The sequence below is a fragment of the Bacillus sp. AFS017336 genome (assembly GCF_002555445.1).
Taxonomy (GTDB): Bacteria; Bacillota; Bacilli; order Bacillales; family Bacillaceae_G; genus Gottfriedia.
Genome location: NZ_NUCO01000038.1, coordinates 21,622 through 38,722 on the forward strand (window position 1 = coordinate 21,622; position 17,101 = coordinate 38,722).

The window sequence follows — 17,101 nt, forward strand, 5'->3', positions numbered from 1 at the left end:
TTGAAACGTATTCGTTTATTGTTGGTCATTATTGTTTCAATCATATTTGTAGGAAGCACCTTATATTATTTTACTAAAACTGAAAAAACAAAATTTGAAAATAGTTTTGATATTGACTATCAAAAAATTAAAGATTATTCAAAAGTAGGCTCTGAATTCACTGATATATTAAGAATCTATTCAAATGAATATTTAGCTGACAAAGCAACGAATGGAAATGGTTATCTAAGTTATATTCATTATGATGCTAAAACCAACACCTTTAACAGTGATTCACTCAAGGCGAATTTGCAAGAAACTAATAAAGGCAATATTTCAGGTGTCGGTAAGCCAAACGATAATCCAACTAAATTTAAAGAGATATTGTTATCGGATTGCTTAAATAATTATTTCTCTGAAATGTACAATGCTTATCCAGAAATTTCTTGGATCTATTACACGAGTAACTCTGGATTTAATAATTTGTATCCTTTTGTTCCTTCAGATAAATTTAAATTTTCAAATGATGTTTTAAAAGAAGAGAGTACAACGCTTGGAACATTTGAAAAAAATCCAAGTCGTAAATCGTATTGGAGCCATCCTTATTTAGACCGTGCAGGAAAAGGGATGATGGTTACGGTATCCTCTCCAGTGGATTTTCAAAATAAGTATGTGGGTTCAGTTTCGATTGATATTACCTTTAAAAACTTAAGTAAAAAGTTAAATAAAGATTTTGATGCAGTATTAGCAGATGCTAATGGAAATATTATTGCCTCCTCAAATGCAAAATTTCAATCGAATGATAAAATTACTAAGATGAGTATACTTGGAAAAACTTATTCTAGAAATATTCTTCAACAATTGAACACGACACCGAAAGATAAACTTAAAATACTCAATGGAATGTATACGATAAAAAGAGAAATACCAGGTACAAATTGGACGTTTTATTACTTTTTACCAACTTCAGATAAAATTTCGTTAATAGGCGGAAAAATACTACCAATAATCTTTATTACAATTCTTTTAATATGGATTGCGTGGATAGCCGAAAAACGAATGGATGCTGAAAAAAAATTAAAAAATTTAGTGATTGATTTAGAATACAAGAAAAATGAATTAGAAGAGCTTTCTTTAAATGATCCGTTAACTGGGGTATTAAATCGAAGAGGGTTACACAAATTGATCCTTTCTGACCTCGAAAATATAAAAGCATCAGATAATAACTGTTCATTTTTAATATTTGATATTGATTCATTTAAAAAAATAAATGATAATTACGGCCATAATGTGGGAGATTTTGTATTAAGCCAAAGTGCTAAAATTATTAAGGAATTAATTCGTTCTAATGACTATATTGGACGTTGGGGTGGAGAAGAGTTTTTAATTGTATTACCAAACACGCCATACAATCAATCAAAGGAAATTGCAGAAAGATTGAGACATGCAATTGATGAATTTGAATATCACTATGAGAATTATGCTATCCACGTAACTATGACTTTCGGATTATCAAAGTTTGATCGGCAAAAAGGGGTATCAGAAAGTATCAGTCGCGCAGATCAAGCAATGTATGTAGGGAAACAAACCGGGAAAAATTGTGTTATTTGTTATGATGAGTTAAAAGGTGAAAAGCCTCATATTGACTAAAAAGTTTGGCTGTCGAAAAAATCGGCAGCCTTTATTTTGTTTAATTAAATAAATGTAGATTGATTTAATAATCAAATACATCAATTATTCGATCAGCTGTTTGGCGATTTCTACAAAGCTTGTATAGATTATTAAAAAACTCTTCAACTTCATTAGAAGTGCTAGGTATTTGTATTTCTACTTGAAGAGATCCGAATACCTGTTTGAAATAAGCTTTACGCTCAGCATTCTTTCCATCACGCTTTAATGGGTTATATTTCCATACTAATGAAAATTTACCATCAATTTCTTTAAGCTCCCTTATTTCAGCAGCAGTTGTTGATTTATTTTCAACATATATTACTAAATAATAATTCTCATTTCGATGCCAATCGATAAATAATAAATAGTAGCTTTCTTCTTCTATTTTTTTTAAATGAAAAGCTGAAATGATCGGTTTTCCATTTGCCCATTGTTGAAAATTTTGTAAAGTATTGAAAGTCGTTGGAATTTCCTCTATTTCAAATAACGAATGATTGAACTCCATCCAGTTTTTAATATGATTTGAAATGCCAATTGCAAATTCTTTCTTCATACATATACCTCTGTTTTTTAAGTTGGTTTACATTTATCATATCATCAAAAATAGAATTAAAAAATGAACTCTTTGTAATAATCTACCATCTATAAGATAAAGTTGAAATACTCATATTATTAATGATGATTTGTTTAAGGAGGATTTTAAATGGCAAGAGGGAAAAGCTTTAATCATAAGAAAAAAGGTCATGCGCCAACTAGTCCGAAAGGGTCAGTAGTTGCTCCAGAAGACCGTAAACATGAAGATCGTGAAGAAGATTATATCGTAACAGAAGAAGCTTTTAAAAATCGAATTTAATAGCATTATTAAATGGGACTCAGATAATCAATTTGAGTCCCATTTTTAATTATTTAACCTTAATGAAATTTTAGTAAAGTAATTAGTTCATTTTTACTTACTGCCTCAAATAACAAAGGGATTGGTGGTCCGCTAGGTCTATTTAAAACTAACTGATAGATCATTGTGAAAAAATGTTTTTGATTTGTTTTCATTAATTTTTTATCTTCATGGTAACAAATTGAATATAATTCTTTCATTAAATTCTCTGTGCTTTCATTATTTAAAATTTGTTCACATAAAACAGTTAACCAATTTTGTTGTTGTTTAGTTAAAGAATGATAGTATTCCGTTTCTTGTTGTTGATTAACAATAATATGTTTTTGAGGATAATATTTTTTTATCCAATATTCAGCCCGTTGACTAATTTTACGAATTTTTTCAATTGGATAAGGTTCACCATTATTTTCAAAAATATTTTGTAATAAATCTACATTATAATTCACTAAAGGTAGAATGCTTGCAATGTGATTAAATTTAGGTAGCTCGGTCTCAATCGCACTATTATGGGCAAATTCAATGGACTGAAGAAGATCTTGGTCGTGTAAAGTGTGATTCATAAAATTCGCTTTATATCTTTCAAATTCTGAATAGTTTTTAATAACATCTTCATCAAGTCCTATATTGAATGATGCAGTTGGTTTGTATCTTGCAAACATAAATAGGATTATTTCAGGTAAATAAACTTTCAGCAATTCAGCTGGTGTAATCAAATTTCCAGTCGAACTTGACATTTTTTTATTTTGCCCTTTAATGCCAATAAATTCGTAAGAAGCATAGTGGGGAGCTTCAAAATTAAAAATTGTTTTCGCTATTTCTTTAGATACATTATAGCTACCCGTCTCAGACGAATGATCCCTACCACCGGGTTCAAAAACGACATCTTCTTTCATCCATCTCATTGGCCAATCAATTTTCCAGTTTAATTTAATATTCCTTGCATCATTTACATTTAAAAGGTTTGAATATCCACAGCTACATGAATAAGATAAAATTTTGCTTTTACTATTATATTCAGTAATTTTCGTGTCATCTTTCTCGCAATTTTCACAATAAAGTGTGATTGGATAAAATTCATTCCGTTCTTGTTCAGTTGGAATAGTTGTTTTGAATTTCATTAAAATATCATAGATTTCTTTTCTTGTTTCAAGTGCGTGAATAATTTCATCTTTATATCGCCCAGAATTGTATTCTTTACTTTGGTATATAAACTCGATCTCAATTCCAAAATCAGTCAAAGCATTTTCAAATTCTTTCTCAAAGTGTTCAGCAAAAGAAGAGTGACACCCATATGGATCAGGAATACTTGAATACGATTGTCCGATATATTTACTAAAAGAGGGATCAATATTATTTGGGACTTTTCTGAATCGATCAAAGTCATCCCAAGAAAAGATAAATCTTGTTTTTTTACCTAAATTTTTTAATGCTTTAACGACAAAATAGGATGTAATGATCTCACGAAAATTTCCAATGTGAACGGAACCAGATGGGCTAATGCCAGATGCACAAACATAGGTTTCTTTATTTGGATATTTTTCAATTATTTCATTTGCGATTTTATATGCCCAATGCATGTTTTTTCACCTCAAAGTTTTTGTTTTATTTAGTTGAATCAATAAAAAAAGAAAATAAAAAAACTCCCACCCCCAAGATTATTCATCTTGAGGACGAGAGTTTGTCAACTTCGTGGTACCACCTCAGTTTATTGATACGTTACCATATCAATCTTATCGGGTACGGCATAATGCTTATACCCTATCTCTATAACGGGAGATCCCGTCGTACCATCCCTAAAGAGTAATCTTTAGTTCCATACGAAGCTCCAAGTCTTTTTTTCATAAAGCATATTATTACTCCTTTTCAGCTACCAGAGTTCTCTGTAAATAATGTTAGCTTTACTACTTTTCTCTTCATGGCTTTTAAATGTCGAAATATTTATTGTTATTATATTAATTAAAACAATAATAATTGTCAATTAAAATTAAAATTGAATAAAATGATTTAAATGCAAATAAAATGGGAGGTGCCAAGATGAACGATCCGGGTGAAGATTTGGTTTTGATCGGTGGATACTTTTTAATATTTGGTACATTAACTTCTGCTGTTGGCGTTTCAAGTAAAAAAATTGTTAGTGAAGATTTCGGAAGAGACTTATTTGCAAAAGGAAATGCAATCGAAGCATTTGGCAACTCCCTGCAAGCGATAGGACGAGAAAAATTATATAAAAAGGAACAAGACAAAACAGAGTTATTAATAATGGTTGGCGCTTGGTCTCAAGCGGCAGGTAACATAACAAATACAATTGCCACAAATATAGAACGTGAAGGTTTAGAAGAAGAAGGACATAAGCTAAATACAGTTGGAAGTATTATACAAGCAATTGGTGCTCAGATTGAAACAACTGGTGCATTAGAGGAAGGTACTTTTCTAACCAATATCGAAGCTTATGGTAATGAATTAATTGGATTAGGAGCGCTAATTGATGGAGTAGGGAATGTGGCATTATTAAATGATAAAGCTATATTAGGAGACCAACTTTTACTTGTAGGAAGCTGGGTTCAAGTCTTTGGAGCAATATTAATTGTTTATGCACTGACGAATAAAAAGAGGCAAAAAGAAGAAGAAGAAAATCATTCAGAACATAGATACGGATATTATCCAAATAAAAAATTTGAATGGTATATATAAATTTTTTGTGAAGAATATGAAAAAAAGAAGGTATATTATTTTTAATAGCTAATTACTAATTATTAAAAGTAAATTAAAACATTTTGTTTTTCTGTAATAACAATATATGAGAAAATAAAATAAATTAATTTTTGAAACCGAGGTAAGAATATATGAATGTAAAAATAATAACAGATAGTGCGGCTGATTTGCCTAGAGAAATAATTGAGGAATACAATATTGATGTGATTCCTCTAAGAGTTTATTCGGAAGATGAAAAAGAATATTTTGATGGTGTAACATTAGATTCAAAAACTTTATTTAATGAAATGCGTAATGGAAAAGTATTTAAAACTTCTCTTCCTTCATATGAGTATATTTATAATACGTTTATTAAATATGCAAAAGAAAATACGCCGTGTATATATATCGCTTTTTCGTCTGAACTTTCAGGTACATATCAATCAACTGTAATGGTAAAAAATGAGCTGAAGGAAGAATTTCCTGACTTTGATTTAGAGATTTATGATACAAAAGGTGCTTCGATTGGACAAGGGTTAATTGCTGTTAATGCTGCAAAACTAGCGAATAGCGGTGCAATGAAAGAAGAAGTTGTTATGAAAATAAAAAATAATATTCAACATATTGAGCATATTTTCACTGTCGATGACTTACAGTATTTAGTGCGTGGAGGTCGCTTAAGTAAAGTTGCAGGATTTGTTGGGAATTTATTAAATATTAAACCGATCTTACACGTTGAAGGTGGGAAACTAATTCCACTTGAAAAAATTAGAGGTTCTAAAAAAGTGTTGAAAAGAATTCTTGAAATTATGGAATCAAGAGGAACAAATTTATCTGGTCAAATTATTGGTATATCTCATGGGGACGATTTAGATAAAGCCATCGAGGTAAAAAATGCAGTGGCCGAAGCGTTTGGATGTAAGGAATTTGTCATTAATTCAATTGGATCAGCAATTGGTGCTCATGCAGGTCCAGGTACATTGGCTATATTTTTTATGAATGAAAACAAACAATAAGATAAAATTAGAGCTAAATTTCATTATAAAGGTGAAGATAGCTCTTTTTTTAATTCATCTAAAAAGTAATACCAGGATAATTTTTGATACATAATTTCTTTGAAAGAAGTAAATAGTATTTATGTAATCTTCAACTTTAATTTTATGAGGTGAAAGCAATGTCAATTTTAGATAATTGGGATCAATGGAAAGACTTTTTAGGTGATCGTTTAGATGCAACAGGCGAAAAAGGTGTTGGAGAAGGCGCTATTAATGAAATGGCTTTTCGCTTAGGAAATTATTTAGCAAATGAAGTAGAGCCTAAAAATGCAGAAGAACAAATCTTAAAAGACCTTTGGAATGTTGCGGATGAACAAGAGCAACATACTATTGCAGGCTTAATGATGAAGTACGTTAAAAACAAATAACTAAATTAGTGTAATTAAAAAATAGCCTTGTGAATAAAATCATAAAGGCTATTTTTTTTGCGTTAGAAGTTTTTTCTGTTTACACAAAATCTACAAATATTAATGAAAATTAAACTTGAAATGGACTAAAACATCAAATATACTGTACTTATTGTGAATACTGTTTCTGAAGTAGAAACATTTACCATTTACATTTTGTTTAGTTTTTTGTATGATAAACATTCTGTTCAAATTGCACCGTTATTATTTTTTGATTATTGGACTACTAAATTTTTGAGCATTTTGAACAAGTTTTTCAAAATATATATAGAAGAAATGGGGATAAAATATGAATAATCAGCATGATACGGCTGAGAAGCCGTTTAGCGTAAAAACGATTATCGGTCCTATGATGGCAGTAATCGTAGGGATGATCATGGTTATTTTAGACAGTACCGTAGTAAACGTGGCATTACCAGGGATTACGGAATACTTTAAGTCTGACTTAACAAAAATGCAGTGGACGATTACCGGATATACTTTAGCATTATCAGCAGTAATTCCACTTGCAGGATGGATGTCTGATCGATTTGGTGCAAAGAGAATTTTCATTTTAACGATTCTATTTTTCACGATCGGTTCAGTACTTTGCTCAGTTGCACAAACACCAGAACAGTTAATTTTATTCCGTGTTATTCAAGGAATAGGCGGAGGAATGGTAGCTCCAATCGGTATGGCAATCATCTTTAGATTAGCTCCTCCAGAAAAAATCGGATCAATTATGGGAATGCTAGGAATTCCAATGTTACTTGCTCCGGCATTAGGTCCAGTTATTTCAGGATGGTTTGTAGAATATTCTACATGGCACTGGATTTTCTTAATTAATCTACCAATCGGTATTATTGCGATGATCATCGGATTTAAATTCTTACCGAATTTTGAAACGAAATCAGTACCATCTCTTGATGGATTAGGGATTATTATTGCTCCAATCGCTTTTTCAATGTTAGCATACGGAGTTAGCCAAAGTGCAACTAGTTGGACTTCTAAAGGAACATTAACAGGCTTAATCGTTGGTGGAGTAGCACTATTACTTTTCATCGTAGTTGAGCTTCGTCAGAAACAACCGCTGCTTGAATTACGTGTATTTAAATCATCTGATTTTGTTAGAAGTATTTTAATCACATGGATCATGCAAATTGCGTTATTTGGTTCGTTCTTAATCGTTCCATTATTTTTACAAACAGTTAAGCAATATGGAGCGTTTGAAACAGGCTTAATCATGTTACCACAAGCTTTAGCCTCGGCTTTAATGATGCCAATCGGTGGTAAAATGTATGATAAAGTTGGCGCTAGACCGATGGCACTGGTTGGTTTAACAATCATTACATCTGCACTATTCATTTTCTCTAAGATTTCAGTTGATTCATCAAATGCATTCATCATGTTAACTCTTGCAATGATGGGCGCTGGAATGGGCTTATCAATGATGCCAATTAATACACATGTATTACAATCAGCACCTAGACATTTAGTAAGTCGTGTAACGCCATTAACTGCTGCTGCACAGCAAGTTATGGTTTCATTTGCTGTAGCTGGTATGGCTGGATTCTTAACATCTAGCACAAAAGATTATATGGCAACAGCAAAGAATCCTTTAAATGCAATGATTTCAGCATTTGGTGATACATTCTTACTTGCTGCAGGGATCGCATTAGCAGGTGCATTATTAGCAATCATATTACGTAAACCGAAATTGAAAGACTCAGATGCGTCTCAAGCTGAACTTGACGAATCAAAATCTTCAATGATGGTAGGACATTAATAAATTAAAAACAGAAGCCTAGAAATAGTATGGCTTCTGTTTTTTTTTAGCTTTTTTAAATTTTATTGCTGATGATATGGGAACTTAATTTTGAGATAATCCATACTATTTTTTTGAAAATCAAAAATATAGTATAACAGAGAGGCTAAATTAAATAATTTAGTACTAATCGGACAAATTTTAATAGTTTCTACAATTTTAAAAGAAATGTTATAATACAAGTTGAATTGTAATAAAAATGTCCTTATTATGTAAAGGTTAGTTCTGTATAATAGAGGCTCATGAAGATCGATTTACTTTACAATGGAGCTGATTAAATGATTAAAAGTATTTGCAAAACAACTTTGGCGCTTTCAATTTTAACTGGAGGTTTATTCTATAGTAATATTACTCCAAATGCGATTAAGACAGTGGAAGCTGCTACAGTTAATGGTACAGTAACTGCAACTGTATTAAATGTTAGAAGTGGTCCAAGCACGAGCAATAAAATTGTTGGAACACTTAAAAAAGGTGCAAAAGTTTCGATTACGAGCACAAGTGGAACTTGGTATAAAATTACTAGCGGAAGCAAGACTGGATGGGTTTCAAGTAAATACATAAAAAAATCCGCTACAACAGTTTCAGCAGCGACTGTGAACAAAATGAAAACTTTAGGTACATCAAAACAATTAATTGTTGTTTCAGCTAGCAATGAAAGTACGAGAAATGCTTTAATAGAGACATTTGAAAAAAGTGGAACTACTTGGAAGAAGTTACATACATACACAGGTGTGATCGGTAAAAATGGCATGATTAGTAATAAACATGAAGGTGACTACGAAACACCGGAAGGAAAATATACAATAACGACAGCTTTTGGAAGAAATACAAATCCAGGAACTAAAATGACGTATCGAAAAATCACGTCCAATGATGTATGGGTCGATGATTCGAATAGTAAATTGTATAATACTTGGCAATCAGCATCAGCTAATAATGGTAGATGGAAAACTGCAGAGAAGATGAACATTTCACAATATGATTATGGATTTGTTATAAACTATAATCAAGCGAGAACGCCAGGAAAAGGAAGTGCAATATTTTTCCATATAGCAGGAACTTCAGGCTATACTGCTGGATGCACAGCTACATCAAAAACGAATGTAGTATCAATTTTAAAATGGTTAGATCCCGCAAAAAAACCGCTTATTATTCAAACGCCATTAAATAAATTGAGTCAATATTAATATTTTTAAACTAGCTAATATTTTCGACGTAAAGAGTGTAGAGAAACCTTATAGTTCTCTACACTCTTTTTTATTTAGGCTCTATTTAATTAAATATTGGATTTATTGTTATTAAATCCTAAAAGTAAGACTTTAATTATTAAGACTGGAAAAATTCAATCCACTCTCCGTCTGGTCCATAAAAGAAGATATATTTTGATCCACTTGGTAATGTTGCGACTGACTCGTCTACAAATGTTACATGATGGTCCTTAACACGTGCGATCTCCGCTTCAATATTATCTACTGCAAATGCAAGGTGGTGAACTTTTCCTTCAGCTGGTAAATCTGGGTTATAACCAGAAATTAATTCTACAATCGGTTCCTTTGAATCCTCAAATCCTAAGAACGCCAATTTAATTTTTGGATCGAAATGGTCCTGTTTTTCCAAAAACACTAACCCCACAACTCTAGTATAAAATTCAATCGATGTATCTATATCTCTTACTTGTATCCCTACATGTTCGAGTTTTTTAACAGCCATAATGCTTACCTCCTATTAATATCAATTCTTCGAAATAGTATAACATACAATATAAAAAAAACGGTGTTGGCACCATAAAAATTGAATTAGTGCCATAATCCATAATTGCGTTCTTTAGTTTTGAAAGGAATAACAATTTAATTTTACCAACTTAGTCGTAATTAGTAACTTGGGGGAATTTGCAATTTTAACGTAGAATTTCAGACAATTCTTTTTGCATTAAACAGCCATTTAAAAGAAAATCAACAATCAGCTTATATTTAATCAATTATTTTGTGAAAAACTTCAACTTGAAGATTCTGCTTTAAATTATGTTACATTAGTTTAAAAGACAAAACACGTATTAGATTTGATTAAAAAATGAAGGGAAATGTTGTGATATTATCGAAGGATGCTGGTTAATTTATTTAGTCACCAGCATTTCTCATTAAATGAATAAATAGTGAGAAGAAATTTACAAAAAAACATAAACTTTAAAGGATGTGAGCGGTTTTGAGTAAGAGAAAGTGGACACATGCTGAAATAGATGAGTATAGAAAGAAAAATGGAGCTTTCTTTTATTTTAACAAAGAAGATTCCAATTTTTTAATACCTAAAGCATTTGGAATAGGATGGACGGTTAACTGGGCGAATCCAATTTCTTGGATATTAATAATTGTAATCATTGGGATCATTTTTTTACGTACTCATTAAAATAAATACTTTATCTGATAACGGAAGTTTTGATAGATTATTTTAGTTGTCATTTTTTGAGCATTGAACTTATTGTTTTAGCAAGTTGATTCAATGACTATTAGAAATTTAAGTGAAAAAATTATGTTTATTTCGAAATTTCAAAGTATAATAGGAAGACATTTAGTAATATGTGAATAGTTGAGGTGTAATATGAGTAGAGCAAAATTTTTTGAGATCGAAACGAGTCGATTAAGGCTTAGAAGGTTTAAAGATGAAGATTTAAACAACTTTTATAAATATCGTTCGAATCCGGATGTGGCTATTTATCAAGGTTGGGAAAAGTATACAGTTGAGCAGGCGACTGATTTTATAGAAAAACAAAAATGTGCTGTTATGAATATTCCAGATTCATGGGTTCAAGTAGCGATTGAAAATAAAGAGACGTGTCGATTGATAGGGGACATCGGAGTACATACATTAACTGAACCAAATCAAGTTGAAATTGGCTTTACTTTAGAGCCGGAGTTTCAAAATAAGGGCTATGCAACTGAAGCATTAAAAGCACTTTTAGCTTATTTGTTCAATGAATTAAATAAAGAGAAAATAAGTGCAACAGCAATCGAACAAAATACATCTTCAATTAAATTAATAAAGAAATTAGGTTTTAAACAGGTTGGAACAATCGAAAACTCTTATTTTAAAGGGAGATATATAACTGATATCATATTTGAACTTTCAAAAAATGAATGGAATGATTTAGGAGATGAGTAATAATTGAATTTCTTTAAAGGAGCAATATATTTATCGTTAGCTGCTAGTATTTGGGGGATGACATATGTCGTCAGTAAAGTAGTATTAGATAGCATTTCTCCTTGGCTATTATTAGAAATAAGATTTTTACTAGCACTAGTAACATTAGGAATCATTAGCTTTTTTCAAAAGAGCTGGAAAATAAGTAAGAAAGATCTATTTCCAATGGCAATTATAGCATTGGTAGGCTACACCGGCTCAATTGGACTACAATTTGTTGGAACAAAACTATCTGGAGCGGCGATAGGCTCATTAATCACATCAGCTTCACCTGCATTAATATCTCTTTTTGCATTTTTTATCTTAAAAGAAAAGATTAATAGTCGTAAAATCATTTCATTATTATTAGCTACTATTGGAGTAGTTGTTGTAATTGGTTTTCCAAAAGGTGATTCAAATATAGGAGCATATTTTGGAAATCTTATTTTAGTAGGTGCAGCAATAACTTGGGCATTATATACAGTTTTAAGTAAAGTTCAGACTAATAAATATTCTTCTTTAACCGTAACAACATGGGCAACTGTTTTTGGAGTAGTTTTTACTTTACCTATTTCAATAATAGAACAATCGAAACACATGACTGATTTACCTACTAATCTATGGATTTGGCTTGGGGTAGTATTTTTAGGAACGATTTCTACAGCTGGAGCATTTTATCTATGGAATAAAGGATTTGAATATATTGACACGTCTACGGGATCTCTCTTTTTCTTTTTACAACCATTGATTGGTACGATTTTTGGCTACTTTTTATTAAATGAAGAAATTAAACCTTCTTTTTTCGTCGGAAGTATTATTATTGTTATTGCGGTTTATTTATCTATAAAAGAACCAAAACAGAAAACGACTTTTCAATATGACTCTAAAAAAGCATGAAACTTAAGATTGATTTTTGTATGATACAAAATCCTCAGATTTGATGGTTGTGGTGGTCGTAGAAAATGTATTAGAAAGAAGCGATTTAATGGTTTCAGTGAAAATAAATCAGTGTCTTTATTTACTAGTATCATAAGTTCAAATAATTTTGGCGATGCATATAAAAGGCATCGCTTTTTTGTAGAAACAAAAACCCTAGACTAGGTCCAGGGTTCCAAAGTAATAACGAAATATATCTTGTTAATTAAAACTTACTTGCTACGTTAACCGCCGTTTCAAGTCCCGCAGCAATAAGTTCTTCTGCTTTATCTGGGAATTGATTGTGTCCTTCAATCACTATTTTCTCGATGTTTTTTGCACCAAAGAAACTCATCATAGATTCTACATATTTAACGGCCATTTCTACTTCAGCTTTTGGGCCTTCAGAATATACACCGCCACTTGCGTTTAATAATACAATTTTCTTATCTCCAATAAGACCTACTGGACCTTCTGATGTATATTTAAATGTTTTGCCCGCTCGGTTTAAGTAATCAATATATGTGTGTAGTACAGCTGGGATTGTTAAATTCCATAAAGGGAAACCAAATACAACTTTATCAGCTGCAAGGAATTGATCTAAATATTTATCAGAAATGGCTACTGCTTCTGCTTCCTTTTCTGTTAAATCAAGACCCCTACTAGCCTTAAAAGTACCGTTAATCATATCTACTCCTACATAAGGCAATTCTTCGTTATATAAATCAAGGTTTACAACTGTATCGTTTGGATGTGATTCTTTATAACTCGTTAAAAAAGCCTCATGTAATTTAACACTCACTGATTGGTCTGCTGGTCGATTGTTTGCTTTTATAAATAAAACTGTTGTCATTCTGTTCTCCTCCTGCTAGTTATTCTTATAATATTCTTTATTTACTAATTAAAAATGAGTATCTCATTTCCTTATAATAATAGGGAATTTAATCAACTTGGTTGACTATATTATGCATGGTAAAACGGAACTTAAATAAAGTCAACTTGATTGACTATATAATAAATAGTACAATGTGTATAAAATAAAGTCAACTAGATTGACTTTTCTAGAGAGGGTTATCTATATGAATCACCAAGAAAATAGTGAAATGGATCTTACAACACTTTTGTCAATGTCATTTAGTACATTGGTTAATGAACTAAATGACAGAATGAGTGAATTAGGATTTGGAGATATTCGATCTGCACATGGTTTTTTGTTTAAACGTATTATTCCTGATGGAGCAACAGGTATAGAACTAGCCGATTATTTAGGAATTACAAAGCAAGCAGTGAGTAAAATGGTGGATTTTCTGGAGAAAAGTGGTTATGTAATACGCCAAAATCATCCCTTTGATAAGAGAGGGAAAATTATTGTTTTGACCGAACGCGGTTGGTCAGCAATGAAAGCAAAAGATGAAATACTAACTGAAATTGAGCAACGTTGGATGGAAAACATAGGTTCTAAACGAATGCAAATACTCAAAGAAGATTTAACAAAATTAATTTATGAAGCAAATGGAGGTAAATTACCAGCGAGATTAAGACCCGTCTGGTAATTATTAAGCATAAAAAAACATTCTTATTGTATGAAAGTAGTCTGATGATCAAAATATGAATGAATAGTAGGGGAACAAACTATTGCTCCAAGTGGATGAAGATCAAGGAATGAGATAGAATACGAAATCAATCAAGAGTGTAATTTAAATTACTCAGAGTTTATGGTCAATTAATATATGAGTTTATTGCTTAACAGAAACATGTAAATAAAATGTGATAAAAATTATTTTTATAAGTAAGGATTATGCGAATATGCCAAAAAGGCCCAGAGTTTATTCTGAGCCTTTGTTTTAATTGAGGAATTAGAATTTACTCCTACTTACTAAATCGCAAATGTTTCTTTTGATGTAAGCAGATAACGTTCTAAAAATTCAGCTAATCCATCATTTTCATGATGTCCAGTTACAAAGTCAGCAACTGCTTTAACTTCTTCTCTAGCGTTCCCCATAGCGACACCGGTACCAACGTGACGAAGCATTTCAATATCATTTGGTCCGTCTCCGATTGCTACGACTTCAGTTGGATTAATTTGATATGCATGAAGTAAGTTTTTGATTGCGGACCATTTTGATACATTTGGAGCTACCATTTCAAAACCGTCGTTCCAATCGATGACTTCAGCTTCTTTTTTAAATAAAGAAGATAGTTCAGTATTTTGTACACCTGTTCGAACACTGTATTTAAGAACATCACTATAATTAACTTGTCTTAAATCACCAGTGTATCTTGGTGGAATTTGCCCAATTTTTGTCCAATAATCAATTTCTTCATTTATTTCCTTACAGTAAAGTCCATTAGCTGTATGGATAATAACATTACAAGGGTTTTCAGCAGTCAGATGATGGAGTAATTCTTCATCCACGTTGACTGTATTCTTTTGAAGCATTCTTCCTGTCTCTCCATCATGAATGGCCGCACCGTTCAAACAGATCATCGGAGTTTTTAATCCAATTTCTTTATGATAAGGAGCGGTTACCTCATAATGTCGACCAGTTGCTAGAAAAACCATAATTCCCTGATCAATGAGTTTATTAATAGCTTCCATATTTCGGCGAGAAATGTTGTTTGAGACTGTTAGCAGGGTCCCATCCATATCAATAAAAACTGCACGTACATTCATTTATTCTGCCCCCTCATTTGAAGTTAAACCAATCATATCATCTGAATATTAAAACCTAGTAAACTTTGTGTATAGATTTATTGAAGTTTATTTTGCTGGTAAAAAAGATGGAGTTTATATCAATAATCAATGTCACATTGGGAAATTAGATGATTATCAGTGAATAAAATGTAATTTACAAGGGACTCTTAATTATTTGTTGAATTTATAGATAAAAAAAGAAATATAGGTGGATAAAGTAAATGAGTAATCGATTTAAAGAAATAATAAACTGGGTAGAGGATATAAAAGTTCGAAATCAAAGTTCTGCTTCAGCTTTACTAATCATGAAAGATAATAAGATTGTACTAGAAAATTATAATGGTTTTCATTGTAATTCTCCTATTTCTATACCAGTAACCCGTACTTCAAAGTTCAATGTTGCCTCTTCAAGAAAAAGCTATTTAGGATTAGCAGTTGCATTTGCAATATATGAAGGGAAAATTAAAAGCCTTGATGATTATGCAATTGATTATTTTGATGAACTAGATGAAGGTTTACTTGGAAAAACAACTATAAGACATTTAGTTACACATTCCCATGGTTTGAATGAGACAGATAACGGAAGCGTTTATAGAGAATTTGAACCAGGGCGAGGATGGGCATATCGCGGTATTAACATATTAATGATGACAAATCTCATGAAAAATCTGTATAACAAAAGCTTTCCAGAACTCCTAAAAGAAAGGGTCTTTATACCATTAGGATTACAAGAAACTAGTTGGGAAACGAAAGAAAATGAACGTTTAGTGAAAGTAATTGATAATCCGGATAAAGAAGCATCATTTAAATTGGGATATTCAAGTGATGGTTCTGAGTCTAACTTACATGTCACTACAAGAGAATTTGCATATTGGGGTAATCTTCATTTGAATAAAGGAAATATCAATGGAAAACAGATTGTCCCGAAGGAAGTTATTGAAATAGCAACTCAAGTTCAAAATTTTAACAATAAGAATATAGATTTACCACAAAATGGATTGTTTTGGTATGTTCAAGATTTTCCGAGAATAAATAGTGAAATTGGTGATCGAGTACCACGAGGTTCATACCAAATATTAGGGATAACAGGTCCAACTATTCTAGTAATCCCTAAATATAATGTTGTTGTTGCTAAAATGTATAACAAAAGATATAACTATGGTGGAAATAATTATCTCCATTATTTAAGGGAATTCAGTAATCTGGTTGCAGATGCATTTATGGGATAGACTTCGTTCGTCAAAAGCAGTCTAGCTAAATAAAAATTGAAAATCTTTAAAAAAGGTGAAATTCCCCCAAATTACAAATACTAGTTATGTGGGTATAATTTTTAGTAAGACAATTAAAAAAGGTGTGAGAATGTGACTCTATCTAATTTTCTAAATAATAATTTTATGCATTTGTTTCTTGTTTTTGTTATTTTGTACTCAACCCGTCAATTCCATATCTCGACATGATACCAAATGAGTATAAAAATTGGTTTAGTGGCTTATTATTTTTTATTGGATGTTGTGCTTTCTCAATTATGTGTTGGAGACAATTTAAAAATCAAAAAAAGAATGATTCGAGTTTAAGAGAATAACGCTAGCGATCGTTACATAATTTAGGATAATTGCAAATTTGGAAAAGGATGTCTAATTAGGCATCCTTATTATTATCTTAAAAATCAATATTGAAAAATAAATTGATAATACATATGAAAGATTTAGGTGATTGTAAAATACCGAGAAAGATTCATGAGTTAAAAAAAGAAGGGAAATACGAAAATTATTAACTCATAAAGGGTTCATGAGTTAAAAAGAAAGAGGAAATACGATA

17 protein-coding genes and 1 other annotated feature are annotated in these 17,101 nt (G+C 31.2%); of the genes, 12 read left to right on the forward strand and 5 right to left on the reverse strand.

Annotation, left to right across the window (positions count from 1 at the left end):
- Complete coding sequence (locus CN601_RS20500) at nt 1–1,629, forward strand: sensor domain-containing diguanylate cyclase (RefSeq protein WP_098172174.1); 1,629 nt, start codon at nt 1–3, stop codon at nt 1,627–1,629.
- Between the two features lie 64 nt (nt 1,630–1,693).
- On the opposite strand, the gene CN601_RS20505 is transcribed toward CN601_RS20500, so the two are convergent.
- Nucleotides 1,694–2,203: a hypothetical protein gene (locus CN601_RS20505; protein ID WP_098117810.1), complete on the reverse strand. Its 510-nt coding sequence runs from the start codon at nt 2,201–2,203 to the stop codon at nt 1,694–1,696.
- Between the two features lie 150 nt (nt 2,204–2,353).
- Here CN601_RS20505 and CN601_RS27055 point away from each other — a divergent pair, with 150 nt between their 5' ends.
- Nucleotides 2,354–2,503 carry a hypothetical protein gene (locus tag CN601_RS27055; RefSeq protein ID WP_179865632.1) on the forward strand — a complete coding sequence of 50 codons (150 nt, stop codon included), beginning with the start codon at nt 2,354–2,356 and terminating at the stop codon, nt 2,501–2,503.
- A gap of 59 nt (nt 2,504–2,562) precedes the next feature.
- Here CN601_RS27055 and lysS read toward each other — a convergent pair whose 3' ends face one another.
- The gene (lysS, locus tag CN601_RS20510) at nt 2,563–4,119 is read right to left on the reverse strand and encodes a lysine--tRNA ligase (protein WP_098172175.1); all 1,557 of its coding nucleotides are present in this window, start codon (nt 4,117–4,119) and stop codon (nt 2,563–2,565) included.
- A gap of 86 nt (nt 4,120–4,205) precedes the next feature.
- Nucleotides 4,206–4,468 (reverse strand) — a binding site (T-box leader).
- A 108-nt stretch (nt 4,469–4,576) separates the two neighbouring features.
- On the opposite strand from lysS, the gene CN601_RS20515 reads away from it, so the two are divergent.
- From CN601_RS20515 to CN601_RS20535, 5 genes are all read left to right on the forward strand, one after another.
- Nucleotides 4,577–5,233 (forward strand): DUF6944 family repetitive protein, encoded by a 657-nt coding sequence (locus CN601_RS20515; RefSeq protein WP_098172176.1) that lies wholly within the window; start codon nt 4,577–4,579, stop codon nt 5,231–5,233.
- Between the two features lie 152 nt (nt 5,234–5,385).
- Complete coding sequence (locus tag CN601_RS20520; RefSeq protein WP_098172177.1) at nt 5,386–6,249, forward strand: DegV family protein; 864 nt, start codon at nt 5,386–5,388, stop codon at nt 6,247–6,249.
- A gap of 158 nt (nt 6,250–6,407) precedes the next feature.
- Entirely contained in the window at nt 6,408–6,656 is a 249-nt protein-coding gene (locus CN601_RS20525; protein ID WP_098117805.1) for a DUF3243 domain-containing protein, read from the forward strand.
- 328 nt (nt 6,657–6,984) lie between these two features.
- Nucleotides 6,985–8,460, forward strand: a complete 1,476-nt coding sequence (locus CN601_RS20530) for a DHA2 family efflux MFS transporter permease subunit (protein ID WP_098117804.1) — start codon at nt 6,985–6,987, stop codon at nt 8,458–8,460.
- A gap of 317 nt (nt 8,461–8,777) precedes the next feature.
- Nucleotides 8,778–9,686: an SH3 domain-containing protein gene (locus CN601_RS20535; protein WP_098172178.1), complete on the forward strand. Its 909-nt coding sequence runs from the start codon at nt 8,778–8,780 to the stop codon at nt 9,684–9,686.
- Nucleotides 9,687–9,825: 139 nt separating this feature from the next.
- Here the strand turns inward: CN601_RS20535 and CN601_RS20540 are convergent, their stop codons facing one another.
- A complete protein-coding gene (locus CN601_RS20540) occupies nt 9,826–10,209 on the reverse strand; it encodes a VOC family protein (RefSeq protein ID WP_098172179.1) in 384 nt (127 codons plus the stop codon).
- Between the two features lie 492 nt (nt 10,210–10,701).
- On the opposite strand from CN601_RS20540, the gene CN601_RS20545 reads away from it, so the two are divergent.
- The 3 genes from CN601_RS20545 (at nt 10,702) to CN601_RS20555 (ending at nt 12,570) form a co-directional block, all read left to right on the forward strand.
- Nucleotides 10,702–10,902 carry a DUF5808 domain-containing protein gene (locus CN601_RS20545; RefSeq protein ID WP_098172180.1) on the forward strand — a complete coding sequence of 67 codons (201 nt, stop codon included), beginning with the start codon at nt 10,702–10,704 and terminating at the stop codon, nt 10,900–10,902.
- 192 nt (nt 10,903–11,094) lie between these two features.
- Complete coding sequence (locus tag CN601_RS20550) at nt 11,095–11,655, forward strand: GNAT family N-acetyltransferase (RefSeq protein WP_098172181.1); 561 nt, start codon at nt 11,095–11,097, stop codon at nt 11,653–11,655.
- A 3-nt stretch (nt 11,656–11,658) separates the two neighbouring features.
- Nucleotides 11,659–12,570 carry a DMT family transporter gene (locus CN601_RS20555; RefSeq protein WP_257131768.1) on the forward strand — a complete coding sequence of 304 codons (912 nt, stop codon included), beginning with the start codon at nt 11,659–11,661 and terminating at the stop codon, nt 12,568–12,570.
- A gap of 244 nt (nt 12,571–12,814) precedes the next feature.
- Here the strand turns inward: CN601_RS20555 and CN601_RS20560 are convergent, their stop codons facing one another.
- Nucleotides 12,815–13,441 (reverse strand): FMN-dependent NADH-azoreductase, encoded by a 627-nt coding sequence (locus CN601_RS20560; protein ID WP_098117798.1) that lies wholly within the window; start codon nt 13,439–13,441, stop codon nt 12,815–12,817.
- A 226-nt stretch (nt 13,442–13,667) separates the two neighbouring features.
- Between CN601_RS20560 and CN601_RS20565 the strand changes: the two genes are divergently transcribed.
- Nucleotides 13,668–14,141, forward strand: coding sequence for a MarR family winged helix-turn-helix transcriptional regulator (locus CN601_RS20565; protein WP_098117796.1), 474 nt, complete (start codon nt 13,668–13,670; stop codon nt 14,139–14,141).
- Nucleotides 14,142–14,464: 323 nt separating this feature from the next.
- Here CN601_RS20565 and CN601_RS20570 read toward each other — a convergent pair whose 3' ends face one another.
- On the reverse strand, nt 14,465–15,262 hold the full coding sequence (locus CN601_RS20570) for an HAD family hydrolase (RefSeq protein ID WP_098117794.1): 798 nt from the start codon (nt 15,260–15,262) through the stop codon (nt 14,465–14,467).
- 242 nt (nt 15,263–15,504) lie between these two features.
- Between CN601_RS20570 and CN601_RS20575 the strand changes: the two genes are divergently transcribed.
- Nucleotides 15,505–16,512: a serine hydrolase domain-containing protein gene (locus tag CN601_RS20575; protein WP_098172182.1), complete on the forward strand. Its 1,008-nt coding sequence runs from the start codon at nt 15,505–15,507 to the stop codon at nt 16,510–16,512.
- Nucleotides 16,513–17,101: the final 589 nt, after the last annotated feature.